Source organism: Gammaproteobacteria bacterium (genome assembly GCA_029881255.1).
Lineage (GTDB): Bacteria > Pseudomonadota > Gammaproteobacteria > S012-40 > S012-40 > JAOUMY01.
On the sequence record JAOUMY010000011.1, the window covers coordinates 1 to 16,589 of the forward strand.

Sequence of the window (16,589 nt, forward strand, 5' to 3'; positions counted from 1 at the left end):
ATCATCAAAATGGACAATGCCAATTAGAAATTGGAAATCGGCGCTGAATCGGTTTACGATTGAGTTCGAAGATCGGTTGATCAACTATGTTTAACAACTGCAGTTACACAGAATGGTTTACAGTCTCGTCAGATCAGCAGCTCCATGAGCCATTTAGATGCCTCTGCGCAAAAAACCGCGTCTTCATCCGAAAAACTAAACACGCTTTCTAGTGAATTGCTTGTCTATGCTCGACAACTAAAACAATCTCTGGAATATTTTAGACAAACAGGAACTGATGAGTAGGATAATTACTAATTTCTTATGCGAACGGTTAATCTTGGACGCATTGCAAGAATATACGCCGTCCTTGGAGCACATCTATTCGAAGCTAATCGTAACGTCAGTTTTTCCAAGAATGAGTGTGCCGTCCAGCGAGGTATTGGCGAATTGACTGCCTTTATTAGTTTCTACAGATAAGGCCTGTGAGTGACCAGTCTTAAAAGTAGTCGCCCCGTCTTCTGCATTAAAAATAAACTTCGCCGTGTCAGCAACAATTACCGCACCGATCACAGCACGAGCCGTCGCGGCCTGAGCGCTTCCCATAACGGCAACTAAAACAACCAAAAATACTACAATACGCACAGTGGATTTCCTCATTCTTTGTTCTTTTAGCGTCCTATAAAAACTAATCCACGTTAAGAAAGGTTTCATGCGAGTAACGAAGTGTTTCTTACATAAGAGAAACCGAATTAACGACTGGTAGATTTTTCTTCTAGTGAGGAAATGATAAGTGATAACAACGCATTTTCAAAGTCATACTTCTTCTGTTGGAAAATTTATGTTGCCACTGCTTTTTTCAGCGATAAATACATTCTCATCCGAATTTCCTCATTATTTCCCTTAATATTTCAGCTAAATAAATGACTTCAACGTTATATGTTACATTGCGTTACAAAGCAATTCTTTCTAATACTCGGTGATTATTCATTTACTATTGGAAGCTCAACCGTAAATCGCGTGTATTGCTCACCGTCACTTTCCAGTGAAATCGTACCTCCATGAAGCTCGATAATATTTTTCGCAATATTTAGGCCCAAACCATATCCGGGAATCGCATGATTGCGCGATGGATCAAGACGTGTAAAGGCGTTAAATATTCTCGACTGATCTGCGACCTTTATCCCTTGACCATAATCTATTATATCTATACATACGATTTTCGAATCACCGTGCAACTTGATCTCTACATGTCTTGTCTGGTGCATGGAGTATTTCAAGGCATTTTCAATTACATTTTGCAATGCCGTACGAATGCGCTTGATATCAGCATCTATGTAAATAGGTTCTTGCGGCAAAGACAATTCTATCCCTGGGATTACATTACCATTGCGTCGAACAATAGACTCTAGCAAATCCCCAAGATCGAACTTAGAAAAGTACAATTCAATTCTTCCGCTTTGCAACCGTGACGACAACAATATATCTTCGATCAACTCATTTAAGATCCTGACTTCTTCATTGATGGAGTCCTTTAAACGTTGATCATCTAACATTTCACTCGCTAGCTTGATACGCGTAAGTGGTGAACGTAATTCATGGCTAATGTCTCTCAGTAGCTGTGTTTTAGCAGAAAACAAGGCATTCAGTTCACGCGTCATGTCATTAAAAGAGTGTGTCAGCCGCCCAAGTTCATCGCTGGAGGTAGGCGTGATTTCATACCCCAAATTTCCCGCGGCGGCATTCGCGAAACCTTGATTCAACGCCTTAATAGGACGAAACAAACGACGCACCAGTAGATAACTAAACGCGATAACAATGCTGATAACACTGCTGACTACAATTAGCACCAAGAGACTATTTCCGGCCAATCGACGATGGTTAACAATAAATATATAGGTATGATGACCGACCACCATTTTTGCCCCACTAGATCCGCGATAATGAGCTATAGCAAGAGGCTGACTTTTGATGTCATGAAAGTCATAATTGGATACATCGGTGTTACCCGAATTCTTGCTTTTGTATTGGGCTTCTTTGGAATAGACGAATACTTTTAATCCTGTCTTCTCTGCCACTTGATCAATATTTTCCTGTTGAGGAGGATTGCCTATATCACTAATCAAGTAGCCGATATATTGATTCACATTTGCCATCAACTGAACATGAAACTGGGACTCTTCTTCAGCGGCCCACCGCAGCCCCATCGCCAAGAGAACGATAAGCAGTATTCCGGTTAGAACAAAAATTGCCAGCAGTTTTACAAATAGAGATTGACGAATACGTGAGAACATTATTGAATCTCAGCGATAAATTGATAGCCACGACCAAACACAGTTTTGATAAAGCGCGGTTGCTTCGGTGGGTCTCCGAGCTTTGCACGCAATCGACTGACGGTGACATCAATACTACGATTAAATGCATCCCAATCGAGGCCTCTGCTAGCCTCGAAAAGATCGTCACGACTCACAACAGCTCCCGGGCGCGTCACTAAAATACGTAACATGTCAAACTCCGCGCTGGTAAGTACGACGTCGATACCATCGACCTTGACTTGTCCTTTTTCCAGACTTATCTCTATATTTTCAAATTCTAAACTTGAGTCAGTAGAATGATTTTTCCCGCTACGTTTGATAATACTGTTGATCCGCGCAAGCAATTCCCGTGGTTCGAAGGGTTTGGGAAGATAGTCGTCGGCACCTAGCTCCAGACCAACAATTCGATCAGTAGTGTCTCCACGTGCGGTCAACATGATTACAGGTATTTGTTTTTGGCGACGTATGCGACGTAGAGTTTCAAAACCGTCAATCTCAGGTAACATTACATCAAGAATAATCAAGTCGAATACCTGTTGCGATATAAGCTCCAGCCCCTGAATAGGATTCACCGATCTTACAAGCTTGAAGTTAAACCGGGAGAGATACTCCTCAAGCAACTCTCCCAGTTTAACGTCGTCATCGATTAGTAATAATTGCTTAGTCATGGAACGCGTCAGAAAATAATTGAGACTTAGTCCTCATCGTGATGGTATTTCATGAACTTTTCCAGCTTTTTCGCCAGTTTCCTCTTTTGCTCCTCATTCAGCGAAGCATGAAAAACACTAAGCTTGGAAAAAAACTCTGGCGCAGCTGCTGCCATAGACTGCTGATGATCATCAAAAATATCCTGAAACGCTTGAGGCTCAATCTGCTCCTGAGTCACTAGGCCTAAAAGCGTATCCATGTGTTGTTTACGTGTAGATTTTCGTTCTTTATGATGTTTTACAAATACGTCAGTTACATCCTTGAGCTTTGCTTGTTGATCCGCACCCAAATCAAGTTTGCGTGTAATCTTCTTATTTAACCATTCAGCCTTTTCTTCCGGGTCATGTCGATGATGTCCGCAGGCAGACAGAATCAAAATCAAGGCCCCTGTGATAAAGGTTAAGGCGGAAAAACCAAATATCTTCTTCATGTCAAATCTCCAATAGTTCAAATAACAGTATCAATACTGCCATGTTGACCCCTGGGAGTCTTTTCTGATTCCTTAAATGTTGTTACAACTTGTAACAGGTGCCCACCCAATTTCCCTCGTGACGATTTAGACACAGACTTTAATTCCTAAACTATCGAATACCCGCCGGTCTTAAATCATCTGATAAAGACTGAGCATACACCTTATCCTTAAACGGTTGTCGTCTAAGCCAGATGTCTAGGTAGAATTCAGGGTGCAGACTAAACAACTCTTCAACTTGAAATTCTGCCTCTCCTATATTACCCATACGTTGCAGCACTATAATCTTGAACACATTTGCCTGTAAACGCGATGGGTTAATTAACGAGGACTGATGCGTGAACCACGGCGTCCGAGCATAGCTTGGCCTCTTAAAAAAACAATCGTAGGCATCAAAAGACTGGGTATAGCATCGCTGCTCACGGCGAGAACGAAAATCTTAGCGCAAAAAAAAGCCCGCCATTCGGCGGGCTTTTGACATCAATTTCAAGTAAAACTACTTGTAGAAACCAATCATGGTTTCCAGTGACTTAGCATTGATTTTAGAAGCATGACCAGCACATCCAAAGGCTTCGTAGCGAGCCTTACAGATTTGCATCATCGCTTTTGTCGATTCCTTCAGGAATTTACGCGGGTCGAAATTGGATTTGTTTTCAGCCAGGTGCTTACGTATTGCGCCCGTAGAAGCCATACGCAAGTCTGTATCGATATTTACCTTACGAACGCCAGACTTAATACCTTCAACGATTTCTTCGACCGGTACGCCGTAAGTTGTACCCATGTCACCACCGTAGTTGTTGATGATTTCCAACCAGTCCTGAGGCACTGAAGAAGAACCATGCATAACCAGGTGAGTGTTAGGAATCACTGCGTGAATTTCTTTGATACGGTCGATACGCAGAACCTTACCTGTAGGTGGCTTGGTGAATTTGTATGCGCCGTGAGAAGTACCGATGGCGATAGCTAGCGCGTCAACTCCAGTCTTCTCTACGAAATCTTTGGCTTCTTGAGGGTCAGTTAACAACTGAGAATGATCCAGAACGCCTTCAGCGCCATGTCCATCTTCTTCACCCATCATGCCGGTTTCAAGCGAACCCAAGCAACCCAGTTCACCTTCAACCGAAACACCACCTGCATGTGCCATTTCACAAACTTTCTTGGTGACTTCTACGTTGTACTCGTAAGAAGACGGTGTCTTCATGTCAGGCATGAGTGAGCCATCCATCATTACTGATGAGAAGCCAGACTGGATCGAGCGCAAGCATACCGCTGGCTCAGAGCCGTGATCCTGGTGCATAACGATAGGAATGTGTGGATACATTTCGATCGCAGCAGAGATCAGGTGACGCAGGAAAGGCTCGCCCGCGTATGAACGCGCGCCAGCAGAACCCTGCATGATGACAGGTGAGTCAACTGCGTCAGCAGCCTGCATAATTGCATGAACCTGTTCCATATTATTTACGTTGAATGCTGGCAAACCGAAGCTGTTTTCAGCCGCGTAGTCCAACAATTGACGCATTGAGATAAGTGCCATTTCAGTCTCCTGTATATTACCTAATTACTAAAAATTTCTTCCAAACTAGTCTGCATCGGCAGGGGCCAGATCACCAACTCGTACAACCTTCAGTGCATTTGTGCCACCGTGCACACCCATAAAATCACCCTTGGTGATGACGACAAGATCGCCATCACGTACCGCGCCTCTTTGCACAAGTTCGTCAATAGCGCGCTTATTTACCGTCGCGTGATCCTTGGTTTTGGTATCAAACGCAATCGGATAAACACCTCGATACAAGGTTACCTTGCGACGTGTTTTTTCATGCCGGGTCAGGGCATAAATCGGACGATCCGAGCTGATACGTGACATCCACAATGCTGTCGCACCAGATTCGGTCAAAGAGGCAAGTGCTTTCACACCCAAGTGGTTAGCGGTGTACATCGCAGCCATTGCGATTGCTTCATCGATGCGTGAAAACTGTTCATCTATTCGGTGATCGGAAACACGCGCGAGATGTTGTTTTTCCGCTTCACGACATACACGATCCATAGCAGCGATCGCTTTATCGGGATACTTTCCTGTCGCTGTTTCCGCAGACAACATTACGGCATCTGTTCCATCAAGCACGGCATTAGCAACATCGAAAACCTCCGCACGGGTTGGAATCGGGTTATATATCATTGATTCCATCATTTGCGTGGCGGTGATTACGATGCGATTCAATTCACGCGCGCGGGAAATCAGCTGCTTTTGTACAGCTGGCAGTTCCGCGTCGCCGATCTCTACACCAAGATCTCCACGCGCAACCATCACTGCATCAGAGGCAAGAATAATTTCATCTAACACATGTAGCGCTTCCGCTCGTTCAACCTTGGCGATCAAACCAGCATCGCCACCAGCATCTAGCATTAACTGACGTGCTTCATGCATATCCGCCGCTGAACGTGGAAAAGAAACCGCTATATAATCCGCCTGAAGCTTTGCCGCAGTCTTGATGTCTTTGCGATCTTTTTCGGTCAAGGCCGGCGCCGACAACCCACCACCTTGTAAATTAATACCTTTTCGATCAGACAAAGTGCCACCGTGCACCACACGACACTGAACGGCGGTATCAACAACTTCTTCCACCCACAATACTATGCGGCCATCGTCCAGCAACAACGTGTCACCACGTTTTACGTCGTTAGGTAATGCCTTGTAAGCAATACCAACGCGCTCCTCGTTACCCGCGTCAGAACCTAGCTCACCGTCGAGGATGAAAATACTGCCTTCAACAAGTTCAATCTTTCCATTTTTAAAGCGTTCAATTCGAATCTTCGGTCCCTGAAGATCGACAAGCACGCCAATTTCACGACCATGCGCTCGCGCACGATCTCGTACCATATCCACCCGGGCCGTGTGTTCTTCCACACTACCATGAGAAAAATTGATACGCACAACATCAAGACCCGCCTCAATCAGCTTGTCCAAAACCTTTGGATCATCTGTTGCCGGCCCCAGGGTTGCCAATATCTTTGTACGTCTGAGCATAAACTCTCTTAGAAAAAGTTGGCCCATGATCTACATGGGCCGTGAATCCAGTTAACCGTTGGCGCGTTGCTCCAAAATTTCAACTGCTGGCAATTTCTTGCCTTCAAGAAACTCTAAAAAGGCGCCACCGCCCGTGGAGATATAGGAAACCTTGTCAGCAATCTTGTACTTGTCGACCGCTGCCAATGTGTCACCGCCACCCGCAATGGAAAACGCAGAAGATTCCGCAATCGCCATAGAAAGCGCTTTCGTTCCTTCACCAAACTGATCAAATTCAAAAACACCTACAGGACCATTCCACACGATCGTGCCTGCGTTTTTCAGAATCTCTGCCAGTTGCTTGGAAGTTTCCGGACCTACATCAAAAATCATATCGTCGTCAGTAACATCTGCGACATTCTTAAGTTCTGCTGGCGCAGACTCTGAGAATTCCTTGCCGCACACAACATCAACAGGAACAGGAATAGAACCACCGCGTGACTTAGCGTCGTTAGACAGCTTGGTTGCCGTTTCGATCAGATCAGCTTCATAAAGAGATTTACCAACATTATTTCCGGCCGCCGCGATAAAGGTATTGGCAATACCACCACCGACAATAAGCTGATCAACTATTTTTGACAATGACTCAAGAACCGTAAGCTTAGTCGAAACCTTGGAACCGCCAACTATGGCAACCATGGGACGGGCTGGATTGTTCAGCGCCTTACCAAGTGCATCTAATTCGGCCGCAAGCAAAGGACCTGCACACGCAGTCGTTGCATACTTAGCAACACCGTGTGTAGATGCTTGTGCACGGTGAGCTGTACCAAATGCATCCATCACGTACACATCACAAAGTGACGCATATTTTTTAGACAAATCGTCGGCGTTTTTCTTCTCGCCAGCGTTGAAACGAACATTCTCGAGAATAACTACGTCACCATTGGCTAGATCAGGCTCACCTGTTAAATAATTTTTCACCAATTTAACTTCTTTGCCCAACAGATCAGAAAGATAGGTTGCAACCGGTTGTAAAGAGAATTCGTCAGCAGGCTCTCCTTCCGTAGGACGTCCCAGGTGAGACATCAACATTACCTTGGCACCAGCTTCCATCGCGTGCTTGATAGTTGGCAGAGACGCCTTAATTCTAGCGTCAGAAGTAACCTTGCCATTTTTTATGGGGACATTCAGATCTTCACGAATCAGTACTCGCTTTCCCGCAAGATCCAGATCAGTCATTTTAATAACAGACATGTATGACTCCTAGTTTGAAAGTTAAAAATTATTTGGCAAGTGCCCACACTTGACGAATAACTCTTCTCTTAAAGTATTGGACGGATTGTCGAAAACAATCCGTCTACACATACAGCAATTTTAGAGAGATTTTGTTCGAGGGGTAGGCACACGTTGATTTTCAAAGCGGAGTTTACAATTAGTAAATGAGCATTTGAAAATCGACGCGCAACACCCCCCTCGGGCAAAAGATCCTGAAATTTTAATTGGCGGCAACGTGGCGGACAAACCGCATCATATTACAGGTATAACCATACTCATTGTCATACCAGGCAACCAACTTAACGAAAGTACCATCGAGAGCGATACCCGCTTCTGCGTCGAAAATTGAAGAATAGCCAACGCCACGGAAATCAGTAGAAACAACTTTCTCATCGGTATATGCCAATGTTTCGCTGATCGCACCAGACTCAGAAGCTGCTTTCATTGCCTTACAAATGTCATCGTAAGAAGCTTCTTTTTCCAACTCGACAGTCAGGTCGACAACAGATACGTCAGAAGTAGGCACACGGAAGGCCATACCAGTCAGCTTGCCATTCAAATCAGGAAGTACTTTGCCAACGGCTTTGGCTGCACCAGTGGAAGAAGGAATGATGTTTTCCAAAATTCCACGGCCACCACGCCAGTCTTTCGCAGAAGGACCGTCAACAGTCTTCTGAGTAGCAGTCGCTGCGTGAACAGTAGACATCAAACCGCGCTTGATACCAAAGTTTTCGTGGATAACCTTAGCCATAGGCGCCAAACAGTTTGTAGTACAAGAAGCCGCAGAAACAATCTTCTGGCCTTTATATTTTTCATGGTTTACGCCATAAACGAACATTGGCGTGTTGTCTTTGGAAGGAGCAGATTGAACGACTTTCTTTGCACCAGCATCAATGTGCTTTTGGCAAGTTTCTTCGGTCAGGAAGAAACCTGTACATTCCAGAACAACATCAACTTCCACGTCGCCCCAAGCCAGGTTCGAAGGATCGCGTTCAGCGGTCAGACGAATCTTCTTTCCGTTAACAATCAGGCTGCCATTATCAGTAGAAACGTCACCATTGAAACGACCGTGAACAGAGTCAAATTTCAGCATGTATGCCAAGTAGTCTGCGTCTAACAAATCATTGATCGCAACAACTTCCATATCAGGAAAGTCTTTAGCGATAGCACGGAAAGCCATACGACCGATGCGGCCGAAACCATTAATACCGACTTTAATAGCCATTTTCTTTCTCCAAAAGTTTATAAAAAAATCTTTTTACTTTTTTCAACGAAAACATCTCTCACCCAAAGTATTCGCTGACTCGATTCACCAGCGCATTCAGGAATCCATTTCCAGGTTTAGGTGTATGTTCGCTGAGCTATGCCTTACATGACTTCTTCAATCGTTTTCACAACGTTTTCAACGGTGAATCCGAAGTGTTTGAAGAGTACTTTATCAGGTGCTGATTCACCGAAGCTTGTCATACCAACAACTTTACCGCTCAGGCCAACGTATCGATACCATCCTTGCGTGACACCGGCTTCGACCGCTACCCGCGCAGTTACGCCGGAAGGTAAAACAGCCTCTTTATAGGCAGCGTCCTGTGACTCAAACACTTCTACAGAAGGGATGGAAACCACACGGATATTCTTGCCTTTGCTAGTCAATTCAGCCGCAGCCTGGATAGCAAGATCGACTTCAGAACCGGTAGCAATCACGATTGCATCCGGGGAACCTGCGCAATCCTTCAGGATGTAACCACCACGCGCGATATTGGCAATTTGAGCCGCATCGCGGTTTTGGTGAGCGAGTCCCTGACGGCTAAAAATCAGACAGCTTGGGCCGGTGTTCTTTTCAATCGCAGTTTTCCAGGCAACCGCTGTTTCAACCGCATCACATGGACGCCAAACACTCATGTTCGGGATCATTCGTAATGTCGCTGTTTGCTCGACAGGCTGGTGAGTCGGGCCATCTTCGCCCAGACCGATGGAGTCGTGGGTATAGACAAAGATCGAACGCTGTTTCATCAATGCCGCCATGCGCAATGCATTACGAGCATACTCAGAAAACATCAGGAAGGTGCCGCCAAAAGGAATGAATCCACCATGCAAGGCGATACCATTCATGATGGCTGACATACCGAATTCACGCACACCGTAGGAAATGTAGTTGCCATCGGCGACGGTATTGTTAATAACCTTGCAATCCGGCCACGACGTCAGATTCGAAGGTGTCAGGTCAGCCGACCCCCCGAGGAACTCCGGCAATGCAGCAGCATAAGCAGTGATTGATCTCTGCGATGCTAGACGAGTAGCAGGGCTCTCGGCCTTGGTGTTAACCGCGTTGACATAATCTTCGGCAACCTGTGCCCAGTTTGCAGGTAGCTCGCCATTCATACGGCGGACAAATTCTGCCGCCAATTCAGGATATGCAGCCTTGTATGCACCAAACTTAGCGTTCCAGTCGGATTCGGACTTAGCGCCCTTTTCCTTTGCATCCCAACCCGCATAGACTTCAGATGGAATTTCAAAAGGTGCATGACTCCAACCCAGGTTGTCACGAGTCGCCGCTATTTCATCATCGCCCAGTGGTGCGCCGTGGCAATCATGACTGCCACACTTGTTCGGTGCGCCATAACCAATAACGGTTTTGGTACAGACCAGTGTCGGCTTGTTGTTTACAGACTTGGCTTCGTGGATAGCCTTGTTGATCGCATCGGCATTATGGCCATCGACGTCACGAATGACATGCCAGCCATAGGCTTCAAAACGCTTGGGGGTATCATCGGCGAACCAGCTTTCAACGTGCCCATCGATTGAGATGCCGTTGTCATCCCAGAAGGCAATCAGCTTGCCCAGACCCAATGTTCCAGCTAACGAGCATGCCTCGTGGGATATGCCTTCCATCATACAGCCGTCACCCAGGAACACATAAGTGTGGTGATCAACGATGTGGTGACCGTCGCGATTGAACTGGCCTGCAAGCGTACGCTCAGCTAATGCCATACCTACGCCATTGGTAATACCTTGTCCCAACGGGCCGGTAGTAGTTTCAACACCAGGCGTATAGCCATACTCTGGATGTCCAGGCGTTTTGGAATGTAGCTGACGGAAATTCTTCAGCTCATCCATAGGCAAGTCGTAGCCTGACAGGTGCAGCAAAGAATAAATCAGCATGGAACCGTGACCGTTGGAAAGCACGAAACGATCGCGATCCGCCCACTTGGGGTTAGCCGGGTTGTGTTTCAGATGGTCGTTCCACAGAACTTCCGCAATATCGGCCATCCCCATAGGTGCCCCAGGGTGTCCGGACTTGGCCTTTTGCACAGCATCCATACTAAGAGCACGGACCGCATTGGCGAGGTCTCTACGTGTTGGCATGAATCATTTCCTCTCTATAAAGGTTTTAAAACAGAAATCGTTACGTACTTCTTCTAGTGAGCGATATCGGTCGCGATATTGGTTGCTAAGTTTACAGCTGAGAATGGAGGTATCTCGTAGATACCTGCGCCCTGTGGGCGTGCGCTAGCGACCTTCCCTCTTCGGAAAAAGGCCGTATTTTCTCTTAGTTACCGTTCTCGGGCAATAGGCAAATCACGACACACCAATTCACTCTCTAATAATTCTTTTATAATCAATATATTAAATTATTCTTCCTTCCACTTAATAGAACATCCCATGCTTGGGATTTGCTCTTCCGGCCCCTGTCCAGTTTCCGCAACCTGCTTCATCGCCAGAAATAAGTCGCGACGAGCATCCACCGGCGCCGTTTCCTTCCGGCTAGCGTCCAGCCTACCGCGATATTGCAACTCACCACTACTGTTATACCCAAAAAAATCAGGGGTGCAAACTGCCCCGTAGTCCTTAGCCACCGTTTGACTCTCGTCCATCAGATAAGGAAATGGAAAATCAAATTCCTGTGCGATCTTCTGCATATTCTCAAACGAATCCTCTTCCCTGAGTGACGGATCATTCGACATGATCGCCACGGAATTGACACCGAATTTTTCCTTTAGCTCACGAGTATCACGCACCAGTCGTTCACGTATCGCCTTCACGTACGGGCAATGGTTACAGATAAACATTACCAATAGTCCGTTCTTACCCATGCAATCCTGAACGGTGTATGTCTTACCATCAACTCCAGGCAAACTAAAATCGATGATAGGCTTTCCGAATTCACATACAGGCGTTTCAAGGCTGACCATTCACATACACTCCAAGGCTAAAATATCGAAAAATTGGGCCGCCTAGTGTACACTTGCGCGTCAAATATCCAAAGCCCATGATTTTTAGCAGAAAAGGAAGGGAAATGAATAGAGATTTCGTCTTTACCTCGGAATCAGTATCTGAAGGCCACCCTGATAAGGTTGCAGATCAGATTTCCGATGGCGTACTGGATGCCATTCTGGCACAAGATCCTCGTGCACGCGTCGCGTGTGAAACACTGGTCAATACCGGTATGGTGATATTGTCAGGTGAAATCACCACTTCCGCATGGGTCGACATGCAGGACATCGTACGTAAAACGGTAAAGGAAATCGGCTATAACTCTTCCGAAATGGGTTTCGATTATGCGTCTTGCGCGGTCATTACTTCGATTGACAAACAGTCAGCGGATATTGCCATGGGTGTGGACGAATTTGACAACCACGAACAAGGCGCCGGCGACCAGGGATTGATGTTTGGTTATGCCTCAAATGAAACCGATGTATTAATGCCCGCACCAATTACTTATGCACATCGCCTGGTCAAGAGACAGGCGGAAGTACGTAAAAATGGAGAACTTCCATGGTTACGCCCCGATGCTAAAAGCCAGGTGACATTCCGGTACGAAGACGGCAAACCTGTCGCGATCGATGCGGTGGTATTGTCAACACAGCACCAGGATGGTATCGCGCAAAAAGACCTCGTCGAAGCCATTATGGATAGCATTGTAAAGCCGGTACTGCCTGCTGAATGGTTGCACAAAGACACCAATTATTTCATCAATCCCACAGGTCGCTTTGTTATCGGTGGCCCGGTAGGTGACTGCGGTCTGACCGGGCGCAAGATTATTGTCGATACCTATGGCGGCATGGCTCGTCACGGTGGCGGCGCATTTTCGGGTAAGGATCCATCCAAGGTCGATCGTTCCGCAGCATATGCCGGTCGTTACGTTGCTAAGAACATCGTTGCGGCAGGACTGGCGGATCGTTGCGAAATACAGGTTTCCTATGCAATAGGCGTGGCCCAACCAACTTCGATTTCTATCGACACCTTTGGTACAGGCAAAATTAGTGACAAGCGAATTATAGAACTCGTTCGTGAGCACTTTGATCTGCGTCCGAAGGGCATCGTTACCATGTTGGACCTGCTTCGTCCGATTTATCAGCAGACAGCTGCCTATGGTCACTTCGGTCGCACCGAGAGCGATTTGACCTGGGAGAGAACAGATAGAGCTGAAGCGCTAAAAGCGGCAGCGGGACTGTAATCTATATTAAATGCACAGTGTATTCACAACTGTGTTTGGGTGAATGCGGCCATTTCAGTCTATTTACGGCGAAATGGTCGCATCTCATAAGTTAATTCTTACTCTAATATCAGTTTTTCATCCGCCTGTGAGGGGCGCTGCAGCAGGTTCAATCCTGTCAGGCTCAGAGGGGATGACTAACGCAGCTGCTTTCTTTTCTTGTTTGCAAACAGCTGTCTGGAACAACGGCGCTCACCCTGTATTTAGTCAACACATATATAGGAGTTGAGACATGAGTAAAGTACCTGCGGGTTTTACTGACTATAAAGTTGCCGACATCAATCTCGCCGATTGGGGTCGCAAAGAAATCGCTATTGCCGAAACCGAAATGCCTGGTCTGATGGCCCTACGGGAGGAATACGGCGCATCTAAACCACTCAAAGGCGCCCGCATCATGGGCAGCTTGCACATGACCATTCAAACAGCCGTACTGATTGAAACACTGGTCGATCTCGGTGCCGAAGTTCGTTGGGTATCGTGTAACATTTTTTCCACACAGGATCATGCAGCAGCGGCTATCGCAGCCCAGGGAATCCCCGTATTCGCGTGGAAAGGTGAAACCATTGAAGAATACTGGTGGTGTACCGAACAAGCGTTCAACTGGCCCGGCGGTCAATTGCCTAACATGATACTGGACGATGGCGGCGACGCGACGCTGTTAGTACACAAAGGCGCAGAATTTGAAAAAGCCGGTGCGGTACCCAATGCTAAACCCGGCGACAATGAAGAATGGAAAGCCATCCTTGACGTGCTCAAACGCAATCTGACAAGCAATCCCGGTAAATGGAGTGCGATTGCCGAAAGCATCAAGGGTGTTACCGAAGAAACCACAACAGGCGTACACCGCCTGTACGAGATGGAAAAAAACGGCAGCTTGCGTTTTCCCGCTATGAACGTCAATGACTCGGTAACGAAATCCAAATTCGATAATCTCTATGGCTGCCGTGAGTCGCTCATAGACGGCATCAAACGCGCAACCGACGTCATGATCGCAGGAAAGATCTGTGTCGTTCTCGGATATGGTGATGTAGGCAAGGGCTGCGCACAAGCGTTTCGCGGTATGGGTGCAACTGTTTGGGTTACTGAAATCGATCCCATCTGTGCGCTACAAGCAGCGATGGAAGGCTATCGCGTTGTTGATATGGACGATGCCTGCAAGCATGGTGATATCTTCGTTACCACAACAGGTAACGTCAATGTCATCGATCATCACCACATGCAGGCGATGAAAAATGAAGCCATCGTCAGCAACATTGGACACTTCGATTCTGAAATTAATATCGCCTCTCTTGAAAAATATGAATGGGAAGAAATCAAACCACAAGTCGATCATGTTATCTTTCCAGATGGTAAGAAGATTATCGTATTGGCGAAAGGTCGCCTGGTAAACCTCGGGTGCGCCACCGGACATCCAAGCTTCGTTATGTCGGCTTCTTTCACTAATCAGGTAATGGCGCAAATCGAGTTTTTTAATCATGCCGAAAAGTACGATAACAAGGTCTATGTGCTACCTAAGATCCTTGACGAAAAAGTCGCTCGACTGCACCTGCAAAAGATAGGCGCTTTCCTCACGCCGCTTTCCAAGGAACAGGCAGACTATATCGGCGTACCAGTGGACGGACCATATAAACCGAACCACTACCGCTATTGATTTAGTAATGCATAGAACACCGGCGTCGACTTGCGGCGCCGGTGTTTTTGTTTGCCAGATACGGAGCTAGTCTTTCGGTAACCGAGCAGAGCTCATTGTGCATTTCTAGCATTTACGTGTTCGAAAGCCAGTCGTTATATCTTCTTAATTGCCGAATTACTCCTGTTCAATTCAAATTGGAATACTCGAATGAAAACGCAAAAGTTGACTGATAAAACTTTCAGCATGGAATTCTTTCCTCCGAAAACAACCGAAGGCGCATTCAAGCTGCGTGAGACAACAAAGGCTTTAGCGAAATTAAGCCCTGCCTATATCTCGGTGACTTTTGGCGCAGGCGGAAGCACCCAGGATGGTACATTGGAGACCGTCATAGACATTCAGCGAGAAGGAATTGATGCGGCACCTCACCTATCCTGCATTAGCTCCACAAAAAACCAGATCCGTAAATTGCTGCAAACCTATCACGCAAATGGAATTAAACGCCTAGTCGCTTTACGTGGCGACATGCCCTCAGGGACCGGCGGGGTTACCGGGGAATTACGTTACGCCAACGAATTGGTAGCGTTTATTCGTGAAGAGACAGGTGACTATTTCAAAATCGAGGTCGCAGCCTATCCGGAATTTCACCCTCAGGCGGCATCTGCGTCTAACGATCTGAAAAATTTTAAACGTAAGGTCGATGCAGGCGCTGATTCGGCCATCACCCAGTACTTTTTTAATATCGATGCCTATCTACGCTTCATCGACAGTATCGAGAAAATGGGCATTTCGATACCGATTATTCCAGGCATTATGCCAATCACAAATTATAAACAACTCGCTCGTTTTTCCGATACCTGTGGCGCAGAGATTCCTCGCTGGCTACGCTGGCGACTCCAGGATTTTGCGGACGATACTGTTGGGTTAAAAGCGTTTGGACAGGAAGTGACTACGAGATTGTGCGAAACATTGCTGGAAGCTGGCGCGCCCGGATTACATTTTTACACCATGAATCAAGTCCACCCAACGATGGCAATCTACAAGGCCCTATCACTAGGTGAGTGAAAGATTCACATTGAGAGAGTGACCAAATCAGGGAAGTGGGTGCTCTCTCACAAGACGTAGATAGACAACATCGCTATCAGGCGCCAGAGGCATATTTAATACATTTGCATCGCTAAAATCGACCACTCTTGCCTGCGTCTCATTGGGCAAGTTACCCCCTGGCGTATGAATGAAAGGCGTATTGGTCCATACTTTGGCAGACATCGCGCCGGCAAAAATTTCATGGTTAATTGTGGCTACTGGCGGAGAGCAGGAATACTCCAGCAACGATGCAAGTTCCTTTACATTTGGCATTCGCCAATCTGTATATCCTTGATTTACAGCGGGGGAAGCATTAAAGGTGGCTATGTGGGAAAGCGCACTACTCCAACTAAACGGCGTTGCAAGCGTTGTATCAAAACAGGCAGACCCATCGGCACTATCAAAATAGGAACCTACCAAACAACGAGTCCACATCAAGCCGGTTTTCTTATCAATTACTACATCGTGGCTAGCAATACCGCCGCTACCATCTCGTAGAAACTCAAAATTCTCTGTCGGCGTACTAGGATTGAGGGCAGGTTGGCCAGAACAAACACCTTCCGCACTTACATACGTAATCGGAAAAATGCTCAGTAACGAAATCCAAATTATTTTTTTCATCGTAT

The 16,589-nt window shown here is 46.5% G+C and carries 14 protein-coding genes and 1 riboswitch; of the genes, 3 read left to right on the forward strand and 11 right to left on the reverse strand.

Annotation, left to right across the window (positions count from 1 at the left end):
* Positions 1–360: 360 nt before the first annotated feature.
* The 10 genes from OEZ43_17045 to OEZ43_17090 form a co-directional block, all read right to left on the reverse strand.
* Complete coding sequence (locus OEZ43_17045) at positions 361–624, reverse strand: hypothetical protein (protein MDH5547294.1); 264 nt, start codon at positions 622–624, stop codon at positions 361–363.
* 338 nt (positions 625–962) lie between these two features.
* A complete protein-coding gene (locus OEZ43_17050; protein MDH5547295.1) occupies positions 963–2,273 on the reverse strand; it encodes a HAMP domain-containing histidine kinase in 1,311 nt (436 codons plus the stop codon).
* Complete coding sequence (locus tag OEZ43_17055; GenBank protein MDH5547296.1) at positions 2,273–2,962, reverse strand: response regulator transcription factor; 690 nt, start codon at positions 2,960–2,962, stop codon at positions 2,273–2,275. The genes OEZ43_17050 and OEZ43_17055 overlap by 1 nt, the downstream gene beginning before the upstream one ends.
* Positions 2,963–2,988: 26 nt before the next feature.
* Positions 2,989–3,432 (reverse strand): Spy/CpxP family protein refolding chaperone, encoded by a 444-nt coding sequence (locus tag OEZ43_17060; protein MDH5547297.1) that lies wholly within the window; start codon positions 3,430–3,432, stop codon positions 2,989–2,991.
* A 535-nt stretch (positions 3,433–3,967) separates the two neighbouring features.
* On the reverse strand, positions 3,968–5,005 hold the full coding sequence (gene fba / locus OEZ43_17065; GenBank protein MDH5547298.1) for a fructose-bisphosphate aldolase class II: 1,038 nt from the start codon (positions 5,003–5,005) through the stop codon (positions 3,968–3,970).
* A 45-nt stretch (positions 5,006–5,050) separates the two neighbouring features.
* Positions 5,051–6,499, reverse strand: coding sequence for a pyruvate kinase (gene pyk, locus OEZ43_17070; GenBank protein ID MDH5547299.1), 1,449 nt, complete (start codon positions 6,497–6,499; stop codon positions 5,051–5,053).
* A 51-nt stretch (positions 6,500–6,550) separates the two neighbouring features.
* Entirely contained in the window at positions 6,551–7,732 is a 1,182-nt protein-coding gene (locus OEZ43_17075) for a phosphoglycerate kinase (protein MDH5547300.1), read from the reverse strand.
* Positions 7,733–7,973: 241 nt separating this feature from the next.
* Positions 7,974–8,978, reverse strand: coding sequence for a type I glyceraldehyde-3-phosphate dehydrogenase (gene gap / locus OEZ43_17080; GenBank protein MDH5547301.1), 1,005 nt, complete (start codon positions 8,976–8,978; stop codon positions 7,974–7,976).
* Between the two features lie 143 nt (positions 8,979–9,121).
* A complete protein-coding gene (gene tkt, locus OEZ43_17085) occupies positions 9,122–11,116 on the reverse strand; it encodes a transketolase (GenBank protein ID MDH5547302.1) in 1,995 nt (664 codons plus the stop codon).
* A 266-nt stretch (positions 11,117–11,382) separates the two neighbouring features.
* Positions 11,383–11,943, reverse strand: a complete 561-nt coding sequence (locus OEZ43_17090) for a thioredoxin family protein (GenBank protein MDH5547303.1) — start codon at positions 11,941–11,943, stop codon at positions 11,383–11,385.
* Positions 11,944–12,047: 104 nt separating this feature from the next.
* Between OEZ43_17090 and metK the strand changes: the two genes are divergently transcribed.
* The 3 genes from metK (at position 12,048) to metF (ending at position 15,942) form a co-directional block, all read left to right on the forward strand.
* Complete coding sequence (gene metK / locus OEZ43_17095) at positions 12,048–13,208, forward strand: methionine adenosyltransferase (GenBank protein ID MDH5547304.1); 1,161 nt, start codon at positions 12,048–12,050, stop codon at positions 13,206–13,208.
* A gap of 123 nt (positions 13,209–13,331) precedes the next feature.
* Positions 13,332–13,448: riboswitch (S-adenosyl-L-homocysteine riboswitch) on the forward strand.
* A gap of 31 nt (positions 13,449–13,479) precedes the next feature.
* A complete protein-coding gene (gene ahcY / locus OEZ43_17100) occupies positions 13,480–14,898 on the forward strand; it encodes an adenosylhomocysteinase (protein MDH5547305.1) in 1,419 nt (472 codons plus the stop codon).
* A gap of 189 nt (positions 14,899–15,087) precedes the next feature.
* Positions 15,088–15,942, forward strand: coding sequence for a methylenetetrahydrofolate reductase [NAD(P)H] (gene metF, locus OEZ43_17105; GenBank protein ID MDH5547306.1), 855 nt, complete (start codon positions 15,088–15,090; stop codon positions 15,940–15,942).
* A 27-nt stretch (positions 15,943–15,969) separates the two neighbouring features.
* Here the strand turns inward: metF and OEZ43_17110 are convergent, their stop codons facing one another.
* Positions 15,970–16,584, reverse strand: coding sequence for a DUF1566 domain-containing protein (locus OEZ43_17110; protein MDH5547307.1), 615 nt, complete (start codon positions 16,582–16,584; stop codon positions 15,970–15,972).
* Positions 16,585–16,589 lie beyond the last annotated feature (5 nt).